The 21,679-nt window shown below is 57.8% G+C and carries 22 protein-coding genes; 12 read left to right on the top strand and 10 right to left on the bottom strand.

What is annotated here, in order from left to right:
* Positions 1 to 3 precede the first annotated feature (3 nt).
* From rsxG to gstA, 5 genes are all read left to right on the top strand, one after another.
* A complete protein-coding gene (gene rsxG / locus HCK03_RS11990; RefSeq protein WP_041145825.1) occupies positions 4 to 624 on the top strand; it encodes an electron transport complex subunit RsxG in 621 nt (206 codons plus the stop codon).
* Between the two features lie 3 nt (positions 625 to 627).
* On the top strand, positions 628 to 1,332 hold the full coding sequence (locus HCK03_RS11985; protein WP_041145826.1) for an electron transport complex subunit E: 705 nt from the start codon (positions 628 to 630) through the stop codon (positions 1,330 to 1,332).
* Positions 1,332 to 1,970 (top strand): endonuclease III, encoded by a 639-nt coding sequence (gene nth, locus HCK03_RS11980; protein WP_041145827.1) that lies wholly within the window; start codon positions 1,332 to 1,334, stop codon positions 1,968 to 1,970. Before HCK03_RS11985 ends, nth begins: the two co-directional genes overlap by 1 nt.
* A gap of 599 nt (positions 1,971 to 2,569) precedes the next feature.
* Positions 2,570 to 4,075: a dipeptide/tripeptide permease DtpA gene (gene dtpA / locus HCK03_RS11975; protein ID WP_115192556.1), complete on the top strand. Its 1,506-nt coding sequence runs from the start codon at positions 2,570 to 2,572 to the stop codon at positions 4,073 to 4,075.
* Between the two features lie 108 nt (positions 4,076 to 4,183).
* Complete coding sequence (gene gstA, locus HCK03_RS11970; protein WP_041145829.1) at positions 4,184 to 4,789, top strand: glutathione transferase GstA; 606 nt, start codon at positions 4,184 to 4,186, stop codon at positions 4,787 to 4,789.
* 46 nt (positions 4,790 to 4,835) lie between these two features.
* Here gstA and pdxY read toward each other — a convergent pair whose 3' ends face one another.
* The 5 genes from pdxY to anmK all read right to left on the bottom strand — a co-directional run bounded on the left by pdxY (position 4,836) and on the right by anmK (position 9,534).
* Positions 4,836 to 5,696, bottom strand: coding sequence for a pyridoxal kinase PdxY (pdxY, locus tag HCK03_RS11965; RefSeq protein WP_041145830.1), 861 nt, complete (start codon positions 5,694 to 5,696; stop codon positions 4,836 to 4,838).
* Positions 5,697 to 5,757: 61 nt separating this feature from the next.
* A complete protein-coding gene (gene tyrS, locus HCK03_RS11960; RefSeq protein WP_041145831.1) occupies positions 5,758 to 7,032 on the bottom strand; it encodes a tyrosine--tRNA ligase in 1,275 nt (424 codons plus the stop codon).
* Positions 7,033 to 7,280: 248 nt separating this feature from the next.
* Positions 7,281 to 7,937 (bottom strand): pyridoxamine 5'-phosphate oxidase, encoded by a 657-nt coding sequence (gene pdxH / locus HCK03_RS11955; protein WP_041147654.1) that lies wholly within the window; start codon positions 7,935 to 7,937, stop codon positions 7,281 to 7,283.
* Between the two features lie 57 nt (positions 7,938 to 7,994).
* Positions 7,995 to 8,318 carry a C-type lysozyme inhibitor gene (mliC, locus tag HCK03_RS11950; RefSeq protein ID WP_041145832.1) on the bottom strand — a complete coding sequence of 108 codons (324 nt, stop codon included), beginning with the start codon at positions 8,316 to 8,318 and terminating at the stop codon, positions 7,995 to 7,997.
* A gap of 91 nt (positions 8,319 to 8,409) precedes the next feature.
* Positions 8,410 to 9,534, bottom strand: a complete 1,125-nt coding sequence (anmK, locus tag HCK03_RS11945; protein WP_167691629.1) for an anhydro-N-acetylmuramic acid kinase — start codon at positions 9,532 to 9,534, stop codon at positions 8,410 to 8,412.
* A 363-nt stretch (positions 9,535 to 9,897) separates the two neighbouring features.
* On the opposite strand from anmK, the gene slyB reads away from it, so the two are divergent.
* Both slyB and HCK03_RS11935 read left to right on the top strand, forming a co-directional pair.
* On the top strand, positions 9,898 to 10,365 hold the full coding sequence (gene slyB, locus HCK03_RS11940; RefSeq protein WP_041145834.1) for an outer membrane lipoprotein SlyB: 468 nt from the start codon (positions 9,898 to 9,900) through the stop codon (positions 10,363 to 10,365).
* 224 nt (positions 10,366 to 10,589) lie between these two features.
* Positions 10,590 to 11,945, top strand: a complete 1,356-nt coding sequence (locus tag HCK03_RS11935) for a sensor domain-containing diguanylate cyclase (protein ID WP_167691628.1) — start codon at positions 10,590 to 10,592, stop codon at positions 11,943 to 11,945.
* Between the two features lie 41 nt (positions 11,946 to 11,986).
* On the opposite strand, the gene slyA is transcribed toward HCK03_RS11935, so the two are convergent.
* Positions 11,987 to 12,427: a transcriptional regulator SlyA gene (gene slyA / locus HCK03_RS11930; RefSeq protein ID WP_071844932.1), complete on the bottom strand. Its 441-nt coding sequence runs from the start codon at positions 12,425 to 12,427 to the stop codon at positions 11,987 to 11,989.
* A 170-nt stretch (positions 12,428 to 12,597) separates the two neighbouring features.
* Here slyA and HCK03_RS11925 point away from each other — a divergent pair, with 170 nt between their 5' ends.
* Genes HCK03_RS11925 through HCK03_RS11915 form a run of 3 tightly spaced genes read left to right on the top strand, consistent with a single transcriptional unit; the run spans position 12,598 to position 15,765 of the window.
* Positions 12,598 to 12,834, top strand: a complete 237-nt coding sequence (locus HCK03_RS11925; RefSeq protein WP_115192550.1) for a DUF1656 domain-containing protein — start codon at positions 12,598 to 12,600, stop codon at positions 12,832 to 12,834.
* A gap of 10 nt (positions 12,835 to 12,844) precedes the next feature.
* Complete coding sequence (locus HCK03_RS11920; RefSeq protein WP_041145838.1) at positions 12,845 to 13,741, top strand: efflux RND transporter periplasmic adaptor subunit; 897 nt, start codon at positions 12,845 to 12,847, stop codon at positions 13,739 to 13,741.
* Positions 13,741 to 15,765: an FUSC family protein gene (locus tag HCK03_RS11915; protein ID WP_041145839.1), complete on the top strand. Its 2,025-nt coding sequence runs from the start codon at positions 13,741 to 13,743 to the stop codon at positions 15,763 to 15,765. The genes HCK03_RS11920 and HCK03_RS11915 overlap by 1 nt, the downstream gene beginning before the upstream one ends.
* A gap of 95 nt (positions 15,766 to 15,860) precedes the next feature.
* Here HCK03_RS11915 and HCK03_RS11910 read toward each other — a convergent pair whose 3' ends face one another.
* Together HCK03_RS11910 and HCK03_RS11905 are read right to left on the bottom strand one after the other, a co-directional pair.
* On the bottom strand, positions 15,861 to 16,757 hold the full coding sequence (locus HCK03_RS11910; protein WP_041145840.1) for an aldo/keto reductase: 897 nt from the start codon (positions 16,755 to 16,757) through the stop codon (positions 15,861 to 15,863).
* 48 nt (positions 16,758 to 16,805) lie between these two features.
* Positions 16,806 to 17,045: a DUF1289 domain-containing protein gene (locus HCK03_RS11905; protein WP_041145841.1), complete on the bottom strand. Its 240-nt coding sequence runs from the start codon at positions 17,043 to 17,045 to the stop codon at positions 16,806 to 16,808.
* Between the two features lie 143 nt (positions 17,046 to 17,188).
* Here HCK03_RS11905 and HCK03_RS11900 point away from each other — a divergent pair, with 143 nt between their 5' ends.
* Complete coding sequence (locus HCK03_RS11900) at positions 17,189 to 17,788, top strand: TetR/AcrR family transcriptional regulator (protein ID WP_123552201.1); 600 nt, start codon at positions 17,189 to 17,191, stop codon at positions 17,786 to 17,788.
* A 53-nt stretch (positions 17,789 to 17,841) separates the two neighbouring features.
* On the top strand, positions 17,842 to 18,939 hold the full coding sequence (nemA, locus tag HCK03_RS11895; protein WP_041145843.1) for an alkene reductase: 1,098 nt from the start codon (positions 17,842 to 17,844) through the stop codon (positions 18,937 to 18,939).
* A 133-nt stretch (positions 18,940 to 19,072) separates the two neighbouring features.
* On the opposite strand, the gene HCK03_RS11890 is transcribed toward nemA, so the two are convergent.
* Together HCK03_RS11890 and HCK03_RS11885 are read right to left on the bottom strand one after the other, a co-directional pair.
* Positions 19,073 to 20,332: a hypothetical protein gene (locus HCK03_RS11890; protein ID WP_167691627.1), complete on the bottom strand. Its 1,260-nt coding sequence runs from the start codon at positions 20,330 to 20,332 to the stop codon at positions 19,073 to 19,075.
* A 135-nt stretch (positions 20,333 to 20,467) separates the two neighbouring features.
* The gene (locus HCK03_RS11885; protein WP_166793732.1) at positions 20,468 to 21,676 is read right to left on the bottom strand and encodes a hypothetical protein; all 1,209 of its coding nucleotides are present in this window, start codon (positions 21,674 to 21,676) and stop codon (positions 20,468 to 20,470) included.
* Positions 21,677 to 21,679: the final 3 nt, after the last annotated feature.

The following is a 21,679-nucleotide window of genomic DNA, read 5'->3' as shown; positions in this document are numbered from 1 at the left end:
GTCATGTTAAAAAGCATGCGCAAACACGGCATCACGCTGGCACTCTTCGCCGCCGGCTCCACCGGCCTGACGGCGGCTATCAATGAGCTGACCAAATCGACGATTGAAGATCAGGCGTCACGACAGCAAAAGGCGCTTTTTGACCAGGTGCTGCCGGCAGAGCTGTATAATAACGATCTGCTGAAGAGCTGCTATCTGGCCTCCGCCCCGGCGCTGGGCAAAGGGCAGCATAAGATCTGGATCGCTAAAAATAACGACATCCCGGTGGGCGCGGTCATGGAAACCACCGCGCCGGACGGCTACTCCGGGGCCATTCAGCTGCTGGTTGCCGCAGATTTTAAAGGCACCGTCCTCGGCACCCGAGTCACCGAGCATCACGAAACGCCGGGCCTCGGGGATAAAATTGAGCTGCGTCTTTCTGACTGGATCACCCATTTTGCCGGTAAAGTTATTCATGGACAGAGCGACAGCCGCTGGGCGGTTAAGAAAGACGGCGGCGATTTTGACCAGTTTACCGGTGCGACCATTACGCCGCGCGCGGTCGTCAACGCGGTTAAGCGCGCCGGCCTGTACGCACAAACGCTGCCAACGCAGATTCCCGAATTCACCGCCTGTGGAGACTAGACCATGAGCGAAGTAAAAGACGTTATTGTCCAGGGGTTGTGGAAAAACAACTCGGCGCTGGTCCAGCTGCTGGGGATGTGTCCTCTGCTCGCCGTGACCTCCACCGCCACCAACGCGCTGGGGCTAGGGCTGGCAACCACTCTGGTGCTGACCCTCACCAACCTGACCATCTCCAGCCTGCGCCGCTGGACGCCGGCCGAGATCCGTATTCCTATTTACGTGATGATCATCGCCTCGGTGGTGAGCGTCGTGCAGATGCTGATTAACGCCTACGCCTACGGCCTCTATCAGTCGCTGGGGATTTTTATCCCGCTGATTGTGACCAACTGTATTGTCGTCGGTCGCGCCGAGGCCTTCGCGGCGAAAAAGGGCCCGGCCCTTTCGGCGCTGGATGGTTTCTCGATTGGCATGGGGGCCACCTGCGCCATGTTTGTCCTCGGCTCGCTGCGTGAAATTATTGGTAACGGTACGCTGTTTGACGGCGCCGATAGCCTGCTCGGCGGCTGGGCAAAAGCGCTGCGCATCGAAGTCTTCCATACCGACACCCCGTTCCTGCTGGCGATGCTGCCGCCGGGTGCGTTTATCGGCCTCGGGATGATGCTGGCGGTCAAATATCTCATCGATGAGCGCAGCAAACAGCGCAAGGCCCGGGCGGCAATCGCCGAAGCCCCGGTCGTCGCGCCCTCTGATGCCGCAGGGAAAGCCTGATGAATAAGAGTAAACGTCTGGAAATTCTGACCCGCCTGCGAGATAACGATCCGCATCCCACCACCGAGCTCAACTTCAGCTCGCCGTTTGAGCTGCTGATCTCGGTGCTGCTCTCGGCGCAGGCGACCGACGTCAGCGTCAATAAGGCGACGGCAAAGCTCTATCCGGTCGCCAATACTCCGGCGGCGATGCTCGACCTTGGCGTCGACGGGGTTAAGTCATATATCAAAACCATCGGCCTGTTTAACAGCAAGGCCGAAAACGTCATTAAGACCTGCCGGATCCTGCTGGAGCAGCATAATGGCGAAGTCCCGGAGGACAGAGCCGCGCTGGAAGCGCTGCCCGGCGTCGGGCGCAAAACCGCCAACGTGGTGCTCAATACCGCCTTCGGCTGGCCGACGATTGCGGTCGACACGCATATTTTCCGCGTGTGCAACCGGACGCAGTTTGCCCCGGGTAAGAACGTCGAGCAGGTCGAAGAGAAGCTGCTGAAGGTGGTTCCCGCCGAATTTAAGGTGGACTGCCACCACTGGCTTATTCTCCACGGGCGCTACACCTGCATTGCCCGCAAGCCGCGCTGCGGTTCCTGCCTGATTGAGGACCTCTGCGAGTTCAAAGAGAAGGTCTACGCTGCCTGAACCTGAACAACGCCATTACCCTGCCTGGGGTAATGGTACTGTTAAGCCCCTTTCCACCCTGCCACTTCCGCCATATCCACGCCTGTTAACAGGGCAATCCTCTGCTTATATAACGCTCATCCAGGTTAATCATTTTTTTCGACGAAAAATTTTATATACATTTGTGATCCAGATCATTCACGCAACTTTATGTTAATTTGTTGTTACTCACTTGATAATGAAAGCCAGCAATTGCAATAGCGCAGCCCTGCTTATCAGGACAATACCCCATCATTTTTTAGGATTATGGCCTATATCACTAGATTCAAGGCTAATCAGTAGAATATATCGCCTTTATGCGCCATCCTGCGGATGCAGACAGATAAAAATATCACCAATAGCAAAACGGTGAAGTTTAACTCTGCATAACATTTGAATGACCTGCGTATTATAATGCATTGGTTATGTGTAACAGATTATTACAAAGGTATTGCCTGAACGGTCAGGATAGTGAACATTACCTGCCGTTTTCCCTCCAGAATAACTATAAAGGCGGCGGTCATCGAAGATTGCGCCCCGAACACCCCCCGTTAATATGGGATGTAAAAAAAGAGGTATATGTGTCAACTGCAAACAATAAACCAGCAGAAAGCGTGAGTTTGAACGCTTTCAAGCAGCCGAAGTCGTTCTATCTGATCTTCTCGATCGAATTATGGGAGCGTTTTGGTTATTACGGCCTGCAAGGGATCATGGCCGTTTACCTGGTCAAACAGCTGGGTATGTCAGAAGCGGATTCTATTACACTCTTCTCCTCCTTCAGCGCGTTGGTCTACGGCCTCGTGGCTATCGGCGGCTGGCTGGGCGATAAAGTGCTCGGCACCAAGCGCGTCATTATGCTGGGGACTATCGTCCTGGCTATCGGTTACGCACTGGTCGCGTACTCCGGACACGACGCCGCTATCGTTTATATGGGTATGGCGACTATCGCCGTCGGTAACGGCCTGTTTAAGGCGAACCCGTCCTCCCTGCTCTCTACCTGCTATGAGAAAGACGACCCGCGCCTGGACGGTGCATTTACCATGTACTACATGTCCATCAACATCGGTTCGTTCTTCTCTATGCTGGCTACTCCGTGGCTGGCAGCGAAGTTCGGCTGGAGTATCGCCTTCTCCCTGAGCTTTGTCGGCATGCTGATTACGCTTGTGAACTTTATGTTCTGCAAGAAATGGGTGAAAAACTACGGTTCTAAACCCGACTTCGCACCGGTTCATTACGGCAAACTGCTGGCGACTATCGTGGGCGTGGTTATCCTGGTAGTGATTGCCACCTGGCTGCTGCATAACCAGGGCATCGCCCGTATGGTTCTGGGCGTGGTCGCGCTGGGTATCGTCATCATCTTCGCCAAAGAAGCTATCGCTATGAAGGGCGCCGCGCGTCGTAAGATGATTGTCGCCTTCATTCTGATGGTGCAGGCGATCGTCTTCTTCGTCCTTTACAGCCAGATGCCGACCTCGCTGAACTTCTTCGCCATCCGCAACGTTGAGCACGCGATTATGGGCATCAGCTTCCAGCCGGAGCAGTTCCAGGCGCTGAACCCGTTCTGGATCATGGTTGGTAGCCCGATTCTGGCCGCCATCTATAACAAGATGGGCGACCGTCTGCCGATGCCGCACAAGTTCGCTATCGGGATGATCCTGTGCTCTGGCGCATTCCTGGTGCTGCCGCTGGGCACCAAGTTCGCCAGCGATGCCGGTATCGTGTCGGTAAACTGGCTGATCCTGAGCTATGCACTGCAGAGTATCGGTGAGCTGATGATTTCCGGCCTCGGCCTGGCAATGGTTGCCCAGCTGGTTCCGCAGCGTCTGATGGGCTTCATCATGGGCAGCTGGTTCCTGACCACCGCGGGTGCGGCAATTATTGCCGGTAAGATTGCTAACCTGATGGCCGTTCCGGAAAACGTGACCGACCCGCTGGTCTCTCTGAACGTTTACGGCCACGTCTTCATGCAGATTGGTATCGTGACGGCGGTTATCGCCGCGCTGATGCTGCTGACGGCGCCGAAGCTGAATCGTATGACTCTGGACGACGATAGCGTCGCGAAAGAGCGCGAGACAGCAACCGTCTAATCGCGTCGGGAAAACCCTTTAATTTAGCCGCTAACCTTTCGTTAGCGGCTTTTTTTTTGCCCCTGGGCGGACTAACATACAGAATACTGCAGCCACGAGGAGTTACCGATGAAACTGTTCTACAAACCCGGCGCCTGTTCTCTTGCTTCGCATATCGCCCTGCGCGAAAGCGGGCTGGACTTCACCTTACAGGGCGTTGACGTGATGAAAAAACGCCTTGAAAACGGGGATGATTACCTGCTGATTAACCCGAAAGGCCAGGTTCCGGCGCTGCTGCTTGACGACGAACTGCTGCTCACGGAAGGGGTGGCGATTATGCAGTACATTGCCGACCGCGTCCCGGACCGGCAGCTGCTGGCTCCGGTGGGCACCGTTGCCCGCTACCAGACTCTGGAATGGCTCAACTACGTTGCCACCGAGCTGCACAAAGGCTTCACCCCGCTGTTTCGTCCGGATACGCCGGAGGATTACAAACCGACGGTACGCGCGCAGCTGGAGAAGAAGCTGCAGTACATTGACGAATCGCTGCAGGATAAGCAGTGGCTTAACGGCCATCGCTTCACCATCGCCGATGGCTACCTGTTTACCGTACTGCGCTGGGCGTACGCGGTGAAGCTGAATATGGAAGGCTATCGTCATATCGAGGCGTGGATGAAGCACATCGCCGCGCGCCCGTCGGTGGCGGCTGCGCTGGAAGCGGAAGGTCTGAAGTAAGATTGATGTCCCTGCCCGGACGCGATTCCGGGCAGGCTATCGGCGCCTAGAGCTGCGTGGCGCTGAAGAGATGCTCCGGCTGCGCAATGCGATCCTGCGCCGCCACAACCTGCAGCTCATACTCCTGCATTCCTTTAGTCGCCAGCATAATTTCGTATACCGCAGCGGTAACGTGCTCCAGCGCATCGCGCAGGCTGGCTCCCTGCAGCAGCTTCACCAGCAGCAGGCCGCTGGTTACATCCCCTACGCCTACCGGCTGACGCAGGCCAAAGTCCACCAGCGGACGGCTGATATGCCAGGCTTCGTCACGCGTCACCAGCAGCATTTCAAACCGATCCATGCTAATCCCGGCGCGCGACAGATGCTTCACCAGCACCACTTCCGGCCCCTGAGCAATCAGCTCGCGCGCGGCGGCTACCGCTTCGCTGACGTTCGCCACCGGATGCTCGCAGAGAATTTCCAGCTCCAGCAGATTCGGCGCAATAATGTCGCTGGCAGGCAGCGCATGGCGCACGTGAAACTCGGCCACGCCCGGCGCGACGATGCAACCCTTTTCAGGATGGCCCATCACCGGATCGCAAAAATATTTTGCCGCCGGATTGGCCGCTTTCACCTGACGAACAATCCCGAGAATATGTTCGCCCTGTTCCGCCGATCCCAGATAGCCGCTGAGCACCGCGTCGCAGCGCTGAAGCTGATTAATATCAGCGATGCCCTGCACGATTTCACTCAGGTGCGCCGGCGGCATAACGCAGCCGGTCCATTTACCGTACTGGGTATGATTTGAGAACTGCACGGTGTTGAGAGGCCAGACGTTGGCGCCAAGACGGCGCATCGGAAACTCGGCGGCGCTATTGCCGGCATGGCCAAACACAACGTGGGACTGGATGGCGAGGATATTCTTCATCTTGGATACCTGACAGCAAAAAATAAGGGGCGTGGTTTCCCACGCCCCTGCCTTTACGCAATTACTTCCAGCAGACCAGACAGTAATTTTTCTTACCGCGGCGCAGTAAGGTATAGCGACCAAACAGGCGATCGCTATCACCGAAGACGTACTCCGGGTCGGCCTGTTTTTCACCGTTGATGGTCACCGCGTTGGAGGCGATGGTTTTACGCGCCTGGCCACGGGATGGCTGCAGCTCGGAATCCACCAGCGCCTGCATCAGGTCGGCGCCCTGTTCCATTTCAATCATCGGCACGCCGTCCTGCGCCAGCTGCTCGAAGTCCGCTTCGCTCAGCTCGCTCAGGTTGCCGTTAAACAGGCTCTCAGTAATGCGTTTAGCGGCGATCAGACCCTCTTCACCGTGAACCAGACGCGTAACCAGTTCCGCCAGCACGTACTGCGCGCGCGGCGCCTTGCCGCTGTTCTTGTCTTCTTCCTCGAGGGCATTGATCTCGTCAATTTCCATAAAGGTGAAGAACTTCAGGAAGCGATAGACGTCGGCATCCGCGGTGTTGATCCAGAACTGGTAGAATTTGTACGGACTGGTTTTCTTCGGATCCAGCCATACCGCGCCGCCTTCGGTCTTACCGAACTTGGTGCCGTCCGCTTTGGTGATCAGCGGAACGGTCAGACCAAATACCTGGTTCTGATGCAGGCGACGGGTCAGGTCGATACCGGAGGTAATGTTACCCCACTGATCCGAACCACCGATTTGCAGCGCAACCCCGTGCAGTTCGTTCAGGCACGCGAAGTCATAGCCCTGCAGCAGGTTGTAGGAGAACTCGGTAAAGGAGATGCCCTGATCGTCACGGTTCAGACGCTGCTTAACCGCTTCTTTATTGATCATCTGATTGACGGAGAAATGCTTGCCGATATCACGCAGGAAGGTCAGCACGTTCATGCCGCCAAACCAGTCGTAGTTATTCGCGGCAATAGCCGAGTTGTCACCGCAGTCAAAGTCGAGGAAAGGCGCGACCTGTTTGCGAATTTTATCAACCCACTCCTGCACCGTGTCTTCGGTGTTCAGTTTACGCTCGGCGGCTTTAAAGCTCGGGTCACCAATCAGACCGGTCGCACCACCCACCAGCGCCACAGGCTTATGGCCTGCCTGCTGGAAGCGTTTCAGGCATAACAATGGAACAAGATGCCCCAAATGCAAGCTGTCGGCGGTAGGATCGAAGCCGCAATAGAGCGCGATCGGGCCTTGCGCCAGTCGCTCTGCTAACGCTTCCTCGTCCGTCACCTGGGCTACCAGCCCCCGCTCTTGCAATTGTTTAATCAAGTTACTGCTTGCCATCAAATTCTCCATGTATAAACGACTGCACCTTTGCCGGTACACGACTTTTCGCCAGACGCGAAAAAATACTGCACAAAATGATTCAGGCTGCATCACAGCGGCACGCGTGGGGATCCACTGGCACTTACGCGAGTAAGCTACCGGAGCGAGCAGGCACGGATGGCTACGATGCAGCGTGAAAAATGAAGCCTATAGAATAAAGCGCCGGGGAACGTAGCACCAGCGCTTAAAGCAACATTTTGCGTCCTTTATGGCGCCAGACGGTCGATTTGCCAGCCTTCGTTTTGCCGCTGGTACAGAAAACGATCGTGCAGACGATGCTCGCCGCCCTGCCAGAACTCCATCTGTTCGATGTTGACGCGGAATCCGCCCCAGAAGCTCGGCAGCGGCACTTCGCCCTGCTGGAACTTTTGCTTCAGCTCAAGGAATTTGCTTTCAAGGATGCCGCGGGCAGAAATACGGCTCGACTGCTGGGAGACCCAGGCGCCGATCTGGCTATCGCGCGGGCGGCTGTGGAAGTACTTCACCACTTCCAGGGTCGACAGACGTTCAGCTTTGCCGGTCACCATCACCTGGCGCTCCAGCATATGCCACGGAAACAGCAGGCTGACGCGGGGATTTTTTTCGATCTGGTGCGCTTTACGGCTGCCGAGGTTGGTATAAAACACCAGCCCCTTTTCGTCATAGTGCTTTAGCAGCACGATGCGCTGATAGGGCTGGCCGCTTTCATCAACGGTGGCCACCACCATCGCCGTAGGGTCGGCCAGGCGGGCATCGCAGGCCTGTCGGAGCCAGCGCTCAAACAGCGTCAGCGGTTCGGCGGGAAGATCGTGGCGACGCAGGCCACCACGGGTATACTCTCGGCGCAGATGCGCGATTTGCTGCAATTCGTCGTTGTCTGACATGGCCATTGAGAAAAGAGTCTTCGGGTGGCGTTATTGTGCGCCCCCGGGACGGAAATCTCAACGTTTGGCGGTTTGCAGCTGGCAGTTTTCCAGCACCACGCGGTCGTGCTTGTAGACGGTAGCCCCGTCGCCTTTTGACCAGAAGACGTACACGCCGTCGGTGTAGCGAGCCCCCGACGCCGAGAGTCCCTGCTGCAGATTCAGCTGCTGGTTATCGTAAATGAAGCTCACCTGCTGGCGGACGTTATTGAGATGAACGGTCAGCGGTTTCTGATCGCACTGATACTCCAGCGTATCGGTCTGCATGCGCTCGGCAAACTGATTGTAATAGCTGCAGCCTGCGAGCATAAAAGGGATCACTGCGATAAGGATTTTTTTCATTTGGTTGCCTTCGACTTTCCCGGTCCAGGAGGGTGTTGACCCTCCACTCACTTCATCCAGTTTACCGGTTAATAAAATAGAGCGATTTCAGTTAACTCTGATTCTGCGGCGCATTTGCCGGGAAAATAGCGCCAAGAATGGAGGCTTCACTGGCGCCGGTCACCGACGGCAGGTTGCCGGGCAGCCCGGAGATAGTCCGCCACGCCAGCCACGCAAAAGCCAGCGCTTCCATATCGTCACCGCTGATCCCCGCCGCGTCGGTGGTAGAGACCTCCGTACCCGGCAGCAGCGCCGCCAGCCGCGCCATCAGCAGCGGATTACGGGCCCCGCCGCCGCACGCCAGCAGGCGTTCGCAGCCGCCGCTGAGCAGCACCTGCTCGGCGATCGTCACCGCGGTAAGCTCCGTCAGGGTGGTCTGAACGTCCTGCGCGCTAACGCCGGGATAGCGCGCCAGATGCCGCGCCAGCCAGCCGTAGTTGAAGTATTCGCGACCGGTACTCTTCGGCGCGGGCAGCGCGAACCACGGATCGCTGAGCATCTCCTGCAGCAGCGGCAGCAGCACCTTGCCTTCGCTGGCCCATTGCGCATCTTTATCGTACGGCTTGCCGCACTGGCGCCAGATCCACGCGTCCATCAGCATGTTGCCCGGACCGGTGTCGTAGCCGCGTACCGGCAGGCCGGGCGCCAGCAGCGAGAGATTAGCGATGCCGCCAATGTTTAGCACCATCCTGCGCTCGACCGGATGGGCCAGCAGCGCATGATGAAAGGCCGGAACCAGCGGCGCGCCCTGGCCCCCAAGCGCCATATCGCGACGGCGAAAATCCCCCACTACCGTGATGCCGGTATGGGCGGCAATCTGGTTGTTATCGCCGATCTGCAGGGTATTAGGCGCATCGCCCATCGGCTCGTGCCAGACCGTCTGGCCGTGGCAGCCAATCGCAACAATCTCCGAGGCCTGCAGATTTTCCTGGCGCATCAACGCCCGCACCGCATCGGAAAACAGCCGCCCGAGGCGCGTATCAAGCTGCCCGAGCTGCGATAAAGTGAGCGTCTGTCCCTGACAGATGGCCAGAATCTCTTCTTTTATAGCAACAGGGATGGGATAGGAGAGGCTGGCCTGCTGGGCCACAATACTTTCATTAATTACCGCCAGAACAACGTCGATGCCATCCAGGCTGGTGCCGGACATTACGCCAATAAAGCGACCTGATTTCATACGCCTTCCTTCATTCCATGACTCTGGTATAGCGACACTCCATCATAAAGACGGGGTCATTGCTATGGGACAATAATTTTTTTTAACACGAAAACGGATAAACCTTAAATCATTCCCGCTGTCAGATAATCAGGTTTTAGCCGCTTTCAAACGGCGCCAAAGCCTGAGCAGAGAAGCCCGAAGCCTCGCGCTTATCAACGCGGCGTTTCGCGTAAAGCGCGTACGTTTAGCTATGGTTAAGACGTCTGTGCTTATTATTTTTTGTATTGTCCACGCGGAAGCTATGCCAGCCGACGCTTAAATGCCATATAATTGACCACATGGAAGTTCAACAGAACACTATTTGGTGAAGGAGATTCATAAATGATTTTACGTGTTTTGGCTGTCTCGATGATTGGTTTTACTCTTGCGGGCTGCGTGAGCAGCAGCGGCCTTTCCGGTGATGTTTACTCCGCATCCGAAGCCAAACAGGTCCAGAGCGTGACTTACGGCACCATCGTGCATACCCGCGCGGTGCAGATCCAAAGCGGCGATGACAGCAATGCCATCGGTGCTATCGGCGGCGCAGTTCTGGGTGGATTCCTCGGTAATACCATCGGTGGCGGCACGGGCCGTTCGCTGGCAACGGCAGCAGGCGCGGTGGCGGGCGGCGTAGCCGGTCAGGGCGTCCAGGGCGCAATGAATAAAACGCAGGGCGTTGAGCTGGAAATCCGTAAGGACGACGGCAACACCATTCTGGTGGTCCAGAAACAGGGCAGCACCCCGTTCTCCATCGGTCAGCGCGTGGCGATTGCCGGCAGCGGCAGCCAGGTCACCGTTTCCCCGCGTTAATCTTTTTTCATGCGGCCTTGCGGGGCCGCATTATTCCCCAAATATCAATCTATTGACCCCACTCTTTCTCCTTTTGGATTCAGCTCGCCGCGGCGTTAACGAACGGAGATTTGCGCTGGCGCAATATTAAACGCACGCGCGGCCTTATTATAACCCCTGCCCCACATCATCATGCGCGACAATGACGTCGCTCCGTGCCGTATTATTTTCCAGGGATGAAGAAGATGCTAATTAACTCACGGCCTTTATTAAACAAGGTGTTACTCTATTTACTTATCTGTATTATTGCCACCGGTCTGATACATTTATTTGCCTCCTCATTAATTAGTCGTACATCTACGGCCAGCCCGGTGCTATTGCCGGTGCTAACAATATTTTTATTGATATTACATCTCACGATTTCCTGCTTCATGATAATGAAGTACTGGTGCGTTCGGGAGCGCCTGTACCTGACCGCCATTGCCTGCGCCTTCGCCGGGTCGGCGCTGCTGATGCTGGGAACGCTAAGCGGCCACTCGGGCTGGTTTCTCTGCAGCCAGGGCCCCATGCCTAACGCCAACGACGCGCTGATTTTCTTTACCTTCCGCAACGCGATGATGGTAATACTCTTCACTATCGCGATTGTTTTATATCGCTTTCGCCATAGCCCGCGTCTCACCAAAAGGGTACATGCGCTTATTCTGACGGGCTGCCTGAGCTTTACCATCCTGATAATTACTCTGTCGTGGCTTTATTCAAGCAATCATCCGCTATTGAATATCGCGCTGGTCGACAATTTAAGCCATCAGTTCTCCCCGCTCTGGCATAATTTTATCGGGCGAATTTTAGTCGCCAGCTGGCTAATAACGCTGACGCTGTTAATTTATATAAGCCGATTGAAAAATATATTCTGGTATAGCGGCGCATTCTTTTGTTCGGCTTATATATTCACGCTGCTGGTGCTCATGCCACAGAGCGACATGCTGTATTCGTGGTATCACGCGCGGACGTTCGAAGCCATCAGCACGTTATTTATGTTGTTTGTCCTGCTGTGTGATGTCTTTACGCTGTACCGTCACTCTAACAATAAATACCTGACGTCCTACCAAAACTCAATCCGCGATCCGCTGACCCGCCTGCATAACCGCAGCTATTTCTACGACGCCCTCAACGCGCAGCTGACGAAAGCCTCGGCATCCCAGCCGCTGTCGGTAATTGTCAGCGATCTCGATTACTTTAAGCGCATTAACGATAGCTACGGGCACGTGCAGGGGGACAAAGTCATTCAGTTTACCGCCGACGTGCTGCAAAAAAACGTTCGTCCGCAGGACGTGGCCGCCCGCATTGGCGGTGAAGAGTTCGCCCTGCTGCTGGTGAATACCGGTCCAGAGGACGCCAGCGCTATCGCCGAGCGCATCCGTCTCGCGGTCAACGAGCGACAGGACGCCCTGCCGGAAAGAATGACGATCAGCGCCGGGGTATTTACCGCCGTTGACGGCAGCCTGAGCGCCGAGGAGTGCGTGAAGCGGGCGGATACGGCAATGTATGAAGCGAAAAGCGGCGGACGCAACCGCGTCGTCGTGTGGAGTGAGGTGAAGTAAAAAAAGATGAAGGGCCTTGAGAGATCAAGGCCCTGGACAGGTTAATCTTTTGCCTGGAGGTCCAGAATATTGTGTTCCAGTTTGCGAATCAAACCGAGCAGCATTTCAACCTCTTGCGTCGAGACGCCGGCCAGAATTTCATCGCGCGTTTTGCTGATAACCTCTTCCATCTCATTGATCAACGGCTCCGCTTTTTCCGTCAACCGAATACGCTTCGCCCGCCGGTCGTTGGCGCAGGTCTGGCGAGAAATAAGACCTTTCTCCTCCAGCTGATCCAGCGTACGCACCAAAGAGGGCTGCTCAATTCCGATGGCTTTCGCCAGTTGAATCTGCGACTGCTCAGGCGGCAGCTGATGGATGTTATGCAGCGTGACCCAGTGCGTCTGCGTTAACTCCAGAGGTTTCAGGCGATGGTCGATCAGCGCGCGCCAGACGCGCACTAAACGTGCCAGATCAGAACCCAGTGGCGATTCCAATTTCATCTCCTTATAATTAGCTTGCTAAGTTATTATACTGATTTTAGAATAGTGTGCAGCATTTAAATAATCAAAACAAATGAATTACCTGATTCACTAATATGAAAACAATGATTTACAATGCAAATAATAGCATTACCTGACATTCTCCCTGCAACGGCAAAGGATTTTTGCTTGTGAAACTGAGTCTTAACGCTTGCGGATTGTCGCTCCAGGACCTGGTGTTTGGCGCTTCTATCTATTTCCCCCCCTTATTTAAAGCCGTCCTGCTGGGATTCTTCATCTGGCTGGTGCTGCATCGTCAGCTGCGCGACTGGATGTACGCCGGCGAGATCTGGCACCCGCTGCTGATGGATCTCTCCCTGTTTGCGCTTTCAGTGTGTCTTGCACTGGTTCTGTTGACCGTCTGGTAATGTTAACTCGATGAAAAAACTAAAATACTTCTCAACTTTACTGATTGTTGCGCTGGCGATTATTGCCGCCTGGCTGGTCTGGAACTACTACACCCAATCGCCGTGGACCCGCGACGGCAAGGTGCGCGCCGAGCAGGTCGGCATCACGCCTCAGGTCTCCGGCAGCATTCTGCAGCTCAACGTCCGCGATAACCAGCTGGTGAAGGCCGGAGATGTGCTGTTTACGATCGATGACACGCCCTATCGTATTGCCCTACTCAACGCCCAGGCTCAGTTGGCTAAAACCCGCGCCGAGCTGGCGAAAGCTAAGGTCGCGCAGTCGAAGGCCGCCAGCGACGCCGCCCGCCGCCGGGACCTGTCGCGCAACGTTATTTCCGCCGAAGATCTTGAAAGCGCCGGCACTGCGCTGAGTACCGCGAATGCGGTCCTCGAAGCGGCCAAAGCCGTAACCGGCGTCGCCCAGGCCAGCCTCGAACACGCCCAGTGGCAGCTCAGCCAGACCGTGATTAAGGCGCCGGTTGACGGCTGGGTCACCAATCTCTCCACCCGCGTGGGCGACTACGCCTCCGTTGGCCGCCCTCTGTTCGCGCTGGTAGACAGCCATTCGTTCTACGTTATTGGCTATTTTGAAGAAACCAAGCTGCGCCATATCCGCGCCGGCGATAGCGCCGAGGTTATTCTGTATAGCAGCAAGCAAAAGTTACAAGGTCACGTTTCCAGCATTGGCCGCGCCATTGTTGACCAAAGCGTTGAAAGCGGCGCCGGGCTGGTGGCGGATATTAAACCGAATATTCCCTGGGTTCGCCTGGCCCAGCGGGTGCCGGTACGCATCGAGTTGAGCGGCCTGCCGCCGGAGATAACGCTTATCTCCGGTACCACCTGCACCGTCTCCATTGGCCGGCCATAGTGAAGGTGCAGGCCCTGACGTGGCGGGCGCTTCCGTGGGTTAAGGCCAGCCGGGCGCAGTGGCGATACGCCCTGCGCAACGGCATTGCCATGTGCCTGGCGCTGAGCGTTGCCTACTGGCTGAACCTGGACGAACCCTACTGGGCAATGACCTCGGCGGCGGTGGTCAGCTTTCCTACCGTCGGCGGCGTTATCAGCAAAAGCTTTGGCCGCATCGCCGGCAGCCTGCTCGGCGCCTGCGCCGCCCTGCTGCTGGCCGGCCATACGCTGAACGATCCGTGGCTGTTCTTATTCAGCATCTCGGCGTGGATCGCGCTCTGCACCTGGGCCTGCGCGATGTACACCAACAACGTGGCCTACGCTTTCCAGCTTGCCGGCTATACCTGCGCCATTATTGCCTTTCCGGTCATCAACGTGACCGACGCCAACGAACTGTGGACCATTGCCCAGTCGCGCGTTTGCGAAGTCATCGTCGGGATCCTTTGCGGCGGGGTCATGATGATGATCCTGCCCAGCACCTCCGACGGCACCACGCTGCTGACGGCGCTAAAAAATATGCACGCTCGTCTGCTGGAGCACGCCAGCCTGCTGTGGGTGCCGGAAACCACCGATGCGATTCGCACCGCCCACGAAAGCGTTATTGGTCAGATCCTCACCATGAACCTGCTGCGCATTCAGGCCTTCTGGAGCCACTATCGCTTCCGCCGGCAGAACCCGCTGCTGAACTATTTGCTGCACCAGCAGCTGCGTATGACCAGCGTCATCTCCAGCCTGCGCCGGTTGCTGGTCAACTGGCCCGATGCGCCAAAAAATACTCGCGCAGTACTGGAGACCCTGCTGAGCGAGCTGGCCAGCCCGCGCGCCGATCTCTACTCCGTCGCCCGCATTATTGCCCCGCTGGCGCCCGGAGCCGCCGCCGACTATCGGCATCTGGCGTTCTGGATGCGTCTGCGCTACTTCTGCCGCCTCTATCTGCGGAGCAGCCGCTGGATAGCGCGGGTGGAAAACGCGACGGCGGTGACCGAATTCAACGTCCCTTCGGCGCCCGCGCTGGCCCGCCACACTGACCAGGCGGAAGCGCTGTGGAACGGCGTGCGGACCTTCTGCGCGCTGGTGATGGTCGGGGCCTGGGGCATCAGCACCCAGTGGCAGTCCAGCGCCGCCGCGCTCACCCTCGCCGCCATCTGCTGCGTGCTCTACTCCGTCTCGCCCTCGCCGTTTAAATCGCTGACGCTGCTGATGCGCACCCTGGTGCTGCTTTCGCTGTTCAGCTTCGTGGTGAAGTTCGGCCTGATGGTGCAGATAACCGATTTGTGGCAATTTTTGCTGTTTCTTTTTCCGCTGCTCACCACCATGCAGTTGCTCAAGCTGCAGATGCCGAAACTGGCGGGCCTGTGGGGGCAGCTGATCGTATTTATGGGCTCGTTTATTTCGGTGACCAACCCGCCGGTATACGACTTTGCCGCATTCCTTAACGATAACCTCGGAAAAATCATCGGCGTAGGCCTTGCCTGGCTTGCCTTCGCGGTGATAAGCCCGGGCTCGGATGCGCGCAAGAGCCGTCGCCACATCAAAGCGTTACGGCGTCACTTTGTCGACCAGCTTAGCCGCCATCCGCAGCATAGCGAGCACGAGTTTGAGTCTCTGGTTTATCACCATATCAGCCAGCTGAGCAACAGCCAGGATGCTCTGGCGCGCCGCTGGCTGCTGCGCTGGGGGGTTGTGCTGCTTAACTGTTCGCACGTGGTGTGGCAGCTTCGGGAGTGGGAGACCCGCTCCGACCCGCTCTCTCAGGTGCGCGACCTGTGCATCAGCCTGCTGCGGGACGTGATGAGCGAGCGCGGCGTTCAGCAGCGGCCGCTGGCGTCAACGCTGCTGGAGCTGCAGCGCATTTGCGACACGCTTAATCATCACCATCAGCCGGCGGCGAAGGAGCTGGCGGCGGTTATCTGGCGTCTTTACTGCGCGCTGTCGCAGCTGGAGCAGGCCCCGGTTGCCGGAACGATAGAAGAGAGAACCGCGTGAGGCGCTGGCGCTAAAAGAAAAAACCCGGATAGCGGCGCGGGCCGTATCCGGGATTATCGGGCATATCACCGGCGCCGCGAGCGCTCTGGCTGCGCTTACGGGACGTCGTATCCCAGCGCGGCTTTGCGGATGCGGAACCACTGCTGACGGGACATATTCAGCTTTTCCGCTACCAGCGCGGAGCGGACGCGCTCAATTTTGCCGGAGCCGATAATCGGCAGCGGCTGCGACGGCAGGCGCAGGATCCACGCGTAAACCACCTGCTCAATGCTTTCGGCATTCAGCTCCTGGGCCACCCGGGCCAGCTCATCGCGCAGCGGCTGGAAGCTTTCATCATTAAACAGACGACCGCCGCCCAGGCAGGACCACGCCATCGGCCTGATCCGCAGCTGCTGCAGCTGATCTAAGGTGCCGTCCAGCAGCAGCGGCTGATGCACCGGGGAGATTTCCAGCTGGTTAGTCGACAGCGTAAACGGCAGGCGCGATTGCAGCAGGGTAAACTGGGCCGGCGTGAAGTTAGAGACGCCGAAGTGGCGCACCTTGCCGCTGTGGTGCAGCGCAAGGAAGGCTTCGGCGACCTCATCGGCATCCATCAGCGGGTCCGGGCGATGAATCAGCAGCAGATCCAGGTGGTCGGTGGCCAGGTTGCGCAGCGACTGCTCGGCGCTGAGCACAATATGGTCGCGATCGGTAATGTAGTGACCAATGGTGTTTTCCGCCCGCGCCATCGTGGCGATGCCGCATTTGCTGACGATCTCCATCCGGCTACGCAGATGCGGAGCCAGCTTCAGCGCTTCACCAAACGCCGCTTCGCACTGATAGTCGCCGTAAATATCCGCATGATCGATGGTTGTGACGCCAAGATCCAGGTGCTGCTCAATAAAGCCGACCAGCTCTTTGGCGGACATTTTCCAGTCCATCAAACGCCAGTAGCCCATAACAAAACGCGAGAATTCCGGCCCCTGCGGGGCCATAGCAATACGCTGAACCATAACAACGTCCTCAACAAAAAAGTGCTTTGAGTATACTCATTTTTGCCATTAAAACAGTGAGGGTTGCTGCGGTTCTTCCGCTGTTTCCGCCTTAGCCGCGCGTAATTTGCGCAACAGGCGCTGACGACACAGCCGCAGAACGTCCTGCTTTTGTACGTCGCTCATCGTTTGCCAGCCGAAACGCTCCTCGCGGCTGCGTAAACAGCCGCGACAGTAGCCGCGTTCGTCCGACTGACAAATTCCCCGGCACGGACTCTGTACCGGGAAAAACTCCAGCTGCTCTGCCACCTCACGCCTCCGGTCACCTCGTTCTCTCTCTCATTGAAGACGTTTCATCCGCGGTTGGCAACTTTTGTTGCTCAGCCTCTGCGCCACACATCATTTAAAATTATCGCTTGCATTAGACCAATCGGTCTACTACAGTGAGCCGCATGAACAAACATAGCGAATGCGATACCCGCGAACATATCCTGGCCACCGGCGAACAGCTGTGCATGCACCGCGGCTTTACCGGGATGGGCCTGAGCGAACTGCTGAAAACGGCGGAAGTGCCGAAGGGCTCTTTCTACCACTATTTTCGCTCGAAGGAAGCTTACGGGGTTGCGCTGCTGGAACATCACTACGCTGGCTATCTGCAGCGGCTGGTGGAGCATTTCGCCCACGGCGAAGGCAACTATCGCGATCGTCTGCTGGCCTACTATCAGCATACGCTGACCCAGTTTTGCCAGCAGGGCATTATCAGCGGTTGCCTGACGGTGAAGCTATCGGCGGAAGTTTGCGATCTGTCGGAGTCGATGCGTACCGAGATGGATAAAGGCGCCAGCCAGATTATTACCCTGCTTGGCGAAGCGCTGGAAAAGGGCCGTCATGAAGGGAGCCTGGTCTTCAGCGGCGACGCGTTAACGCTGTCGCAGGTGCTCTACTCTTTATGGCTGGGCGCCAACCTGCAGGCCAAGATTACGCGCAGCGCAACGCCGCTTGAAAGCGCCCTTGCCCATGCCAAAAGTATTATTGCCGCGCCTGGCGTTTAACAGGCGTTTTTATTTAACTCATTTCAAGACGACCGGTCTACTCAGGAGTCATTATGTCCGAATCAAAATTGTTTACCCCGTTGAAAGTGGGTGCGGTCACCGTACCTAACCGTGTGTTTATGGCTCCGTTAACCCGCCTGCGCAGCATCGAGCCCGGCGATATCCCGACTCCGCTGATGGCCGAGTATTACCGCCAACGCGCCAGCTCCGGGCTGATTATCTCCGAAGCGACGCAGATTTCCGCCCAGGCTAAAGGCTATGCCGGCGCCCCGGGTCTGCACAGTCCGGAGCAAATCGCGGCCTGGCAGAAAATCACCGCCGGCGTTCACGCCGAAGCGGGACATATTGCCGTACAGCTGTGGCACACCGGTCGTATCTCGCATAACAGCCTGCAGCCAGGCGGCGCGGCGCCGGTTGCGCCTTCCGCAATCAGCGCCGGCACCCGTACGTCGCTGCGCGATGAGAACGGCCACGCCGTGCGCGCCGATACCTCGATGCCGCGTGCGCTGGAGCTCGATGAGATCCCGGGGATCGTCAACGACTTCCGCCAGGCGGTAGGCAACGCTCGCGACGCCGGCTTCGATCTCGTTGAGCTGCACTCGGCTCACGGCTACCTGCTGCACCAGTTCCTGTCGCCAACCTCTAACCAGCGTAGCGATCAATACGGCGGCAGCGTTGAAAACCGCGCTCGCCTGGTGCTGGAAGTGGTTGATGCGGTCAGTAAAGAGTGGAGCGCCGATCGCATCGGTATCCGCGTATCGCCAATCGGCAGCTTCCAGAACGTCGATAATGGCCCGAACGAAGAAGCCGACGCCCTGTATCTGATTGAAGAGCTGGCTAAACGCGGCATCGCCTACCTGCACATGTCCGAGCCGGACTGGGCCGGCGGCCAGCCGTACAGCGATGAGTTCCGTCAGAAGGTTCGCGACCGCTTCCCGGGCGCCATCATCGGCGCGGGTGCCTACACGGTTGAAAAGGCTAACGATCTGATTAGCAAAGGGCTGATTGACGCCGTGGCTTTCGGCCGCGACTTTATCGCCAACCCGGATCTGGTTGCCCGTCTGAAGCACAAGGCGGCGCTGAACCCGCAGCGTCCGGAGAGCTTCTATGGCGGCGGCGCAGAAGGCTATACCGACTACCCTACGCTGTAACACCCTCTTTTATAGCGACAAAACAATAGCGGCGGCCTGACGCCGCTATTTTTTCATCTGCCCGCCCGCAATCCGCTTAGCGACGCGTTCATCTATCCGCTCACGTATCCCCTCCGACCGCGTATCACGCTCGTCATACCTGAATTTTTTCGCTGCAGGGCTTGTGCTGTAAAATTTCACCGTGGGGAGAGCCGTTGATAAAGACCTGCGCCGCGGGACGAGATTTACCCGCCGTTCCCTTCTCTCCGGGCTCGCCTTTTATGCCGACGCCACCGACCGCGCCGGGCTGCTCATCGGCAAGACTGCCGCCCGCGCCTGCGGCCCCGCCGCTACCGCCCTCACCGCCCCGCCCCGGCGTTCCGGGCATGCTGGCAAGCGCGGTCAGCGAAACGGCGGGGATTAGCGCTTCCGGCACCTCAATATAGAGGCTGGACGAGATGCCGCCGTTACCGGCCTGACCGCCGTTGCCGCCCCGGCCTCCCGAACCGCCATCACCGCCCCGTCCCGGCGGCCGCCTGTCGCTACGGGTGAGTAATCCCTCGCCGCCATGGCCGCCGCTGCCACCGGCACCGCCGTCGCCACCGTTACCGCCATCGCCTCCCGGCCCGGCCTGGGTGAATATTCGCAGCGGCAGCCCGGCAAAGTTGATCAGCTCCTCAACGTAGATTTCGGCAAGCTTCACCATTCCGCCCTGGCGGCCAAATCCACCGTGCCCACCCGCAGCCCCGGCCTGACCCGCCGCGCCGTCACTCCTGCCGCTCGCGTCAGGATTACTCCAGTAAGGCCCCAGTAAACCACCGCCTGACTTCATGCCGATCCCATGCTCGCCGCCTTCACCGCTGCGGCCGATGCTGCCGTGTACCCCGTGATATTCTCCTCGCCGCCGGTCAACCGAGAAAGGCGTGGGCAAAATCCCGATGTCGTACCCGTCGCGCAGGAGATGATTGCCCCTGCGTTCTATCTTCTGGCAGTGCAGCGAAAAGACGTTCCCCTGGATAATCACCCGCGCGCCGGGCTCCAGAATCAGGCGTTCAATATTGACCGTCGTGTAGAGTTCCTCCATGTAGTCGAGCCCCCATTGGTCGTGGCGGACGCTCAGATCCCAGACTTCATTCGCTTTGACCACCTTTTCTTTTACCGAAACCAGCTTCACCGGCAGAGGTAAATGATGCGATAGCCCGACGGCATCGCGGGGATGAATCACGCCGTCGGCGTAGACAAACTCCTCGCCCCGGTCGTGCATCCCCTGCGCCAGCCGCTGTCTGGCCGCGATCCCCTGATAAAAGACGCGGCTGCGCCGTCGCCGGATTTCCGCAGATGCGCGGCACAGCACCTCCCGTGCGATTTCCAGGGTTGGGATCCGTTGATAGGTAATAATTTCGTGACCATCCATAAGCGCCTCAACATCATGACCCAGTCGGAGCGCAATGGACAAAAAATCAGTTTTTCGTGGCATCATCTTCGTCAGTCCGCCAGAGGGAAAATTGAACCGGCCCGGCGCAGGGCGCCAAACCGGCTTTACACCGCGCTAGCCTGCTACGACATAAATGCTTCCCGGGCTGCCGTTGATCGTCCCTCCTTTCCCCGGCGCGCCCGCGTTGCCTGGGGTGCCGTTGGCACCTTCGCGGCCGTTGCTGGAATGCTTGCCGCCCGAACCGGCGCCGCCTCTTTCTCCTCCGCTGCCGCCGGCACCGCCGCTGCCGCCAAATCCGGGCACCGAAGTCTGGCTAAAGTGGTAAACCTGCGACGTTTTGCCGATGGGAACGGTTACGTAGACATTGTTGCCGTTAACGCCATTCCCGCCGTCGCCGCCGGCACCACCGTGGCCGCCGTTGCCGCCGTTACCCCCGTTGCCGCCGTCGGTACCTTCGCAGCCTGAATCGCAGCCGTGCCCGCCATCACCCCCTTTCTGGCCCGTACCTCCCGAGCCGCCTTTGCCTCCCGTGCCGCCGCCGCCCGATTGGGTAAACACCACCAGGGTTCCGATGATGTCCTGGGAAATTGTAATATTGGCCTGCAAGTTGGGCTTACCGTCGAGGCCAAACTCCCCCGCGTTGGCGTCTCCTCCATTCGCTCCCTGTACCCCATCGCCGCCGGAGCCTACGCCGGTACACACGCCCGGCGACGCCGGCTGTTTATTGCTCCCGTTTGCCGCCTGGTTCGTCACGCTGCTGCCGTTGCTTCCGGCGGCACCGGAGTCCCCCTCCTTGCCGATGGAGGCTATATGATAGGGTTCGCTGCCGGAGCTGGCGCTGCTGCTGACGATCTCCACAATCTCCGCATTCAGGCTCAGCACCGTGTTTATGGCGGTAATGGAGCCGTTGCCGCTGAACGTCAGCTTGCGGTAGTTGAGTAGTACCGGTTTGCCGCTGGGGCCGTATTGCACCGCGCTGTCGATAGTCACATCCTCGGCGCTCTCAACATCCACCTCTAACGGGAAATAGGCCGCAGCGCGCTGTTGGTCCGCCGGGCTCAGCAGGTGATCGCCGTAGACGTACGACGTGAGACGATGGAGCAGGTGCGCGTGGCTGTCGTCCTGGAAAGCGGCGGCGTTCGCCTGCAGTTGACCGTGCGTTAACGTTCTGCTGTGTGCCGACAGATTACCGGCGAAAAGTGCTTTAAAATCCGCCAGGGATGAGACCATCACCGTGGTTTTCAGCGTCTGGCCCTGCTTTAAAGCATTTATGTCCAGGCCAAATTGGTTTACCAGAGCAAGATAGTTTTGATTTTGGGACATTGA

Source organism: Klebsiella terrigena (genome assembly GCF_012029655.1).
GTDB classification, from domain to species: domain Bacteria; phylum Pseudomonadota; class Gammaproteobacteria; order Enterobacterales; family Enterobacteriaceae; genus Klebsiella; species Klebsiella terrigena.
The sequence above is the reverse complement of the archived record's forward strand: the minus strand, read 5'-3'. Positions and strand labels throughout refer to the sequence as shown.

Excerpts from the sequence above, each read along its gene's own strand:
- nemA (WP_041145843.1), top strand. The coding sequence starts at position 17,842 with ATGTCCGAATCAAAATTGTTTACCCCGTTGAAAGTGGGTGCGGTCACC.
- rsxG (WP_041145825.1), top strand. The coding sequence starts at position 4 with ATGTTAAAAAGCATGCGCAAACACGGCATCACGCTGGCACTCTTCGCC.
- anmK (WP_167691629.1), bottom strand. The coding sequence starts at position 9,534 with ATGAAATCAGGTCGCTTTATTGGCGTAATGTCCGGCACCAGCCTGGAT.
- HCK03_RS11910 (WP_041145840.1), bottom strand. The coding sequence starts at position 16,757 with ATGGTTCAGCGTATTGCTATGGCCCCGCAGGGGCCGGAATTCTCGCGT.
- slyB (WP_041145834.1), top strand. The coding sequence starts at position 9,898 with ATGATTTTACGTGTTTTGGCTGTCTCGATGATTGGTTTTACTCTTGCG.
- nth (WP_041145827.1), top strand. The coding sequence starts at position 1,332 with ATGAATAAGAGTAAACGTCTGGAAATTCTGACCCGCCTGCGAGATAAC.
- HCK03_RS11920 (WP_041145838.1), top strand. The coding sequence starts at position 12,845 with ATGAAAAAACTAAAATACTTCTCAACTTTACTGATTGTTGCGCTGGCG.
- HCK03_RS11885 (WP_166793732.1), bottom strand. The coding sequence starts at position 21,676 with ATGTCCCAAAATCAAAACTATCTTGCTCTGGTAAACCAATTTGGCCTG.
- pdxY (WP_041145830.1), bottom strand. The coding sequence starts at position 5,696 with ATGAAGAATATCCTCGCCATCCAGTCCCACGTTGTGTTTGGCCATGCC.
- mliC (WP_041145832.1), bottom strand. The coding sequence starts at position 8,318 with ATGAAAAAAATCCTTATCGCAGTGATCCCTTTTATGCTCGCAGGCTGC.
- HCK03_RS11900 (WP_123552201.1), top strand. The coding sequence starts at position 17,189 with ATGAACAAACATAGCGAATGCGATACCCGCGAACATATCCTGGCCACC.
- HCK03_RS11985 (WP_041145826.1), top strand. The coding sequence starts at position 628 with ATGAGCGAAGTAAAAGACGTTATTGTCCAGGGGTTGTGGAAAAACAAC.
- slyA (WP_071844932.1), bottom strand. The coding sequence starts at position 12,427 with ATGAAATTGGAATCGCCACTGGGTTCTGATCTGGCACGTTTAGTGCGC.
- gstA (WP_041145829.1), top strand. The coding sequence starts at position 4,184 with ATGAAACTGTTCTACAAACCCGGCGCCTGTTCTCTTGCTTCGCATATC.
- HCK03_RS11935 (WP_167691628.1), top strand. The coding sequence starts at position 10,590 with ATGCTAATTAACTCACGGCCTTTATTAAACAAGGTGTTACTCTATTTA.
- tyrS (WP_041145831.1), bottom strand. The coding sequence starts at position 7,032 with ATGGCAAGCAGTAACTTGATTAAACAATTGCAAGAGCGGGGGCTGGTA.
- pdxH (WP_041147654.1), bottom strand. The coding sequence starts at position 7,937 with ATGTCAGACAACGACGAATTGCAGCAAATCGCGCATCTGCGCCGAGAG.
- HCK03_RS11890 (WP_167691627.1), bottom strand. The coding sequence starts at position 20,332 with ATGGATGGTCACGAAATTATTACCTATCAACGGATCCCAACCCTGGAA.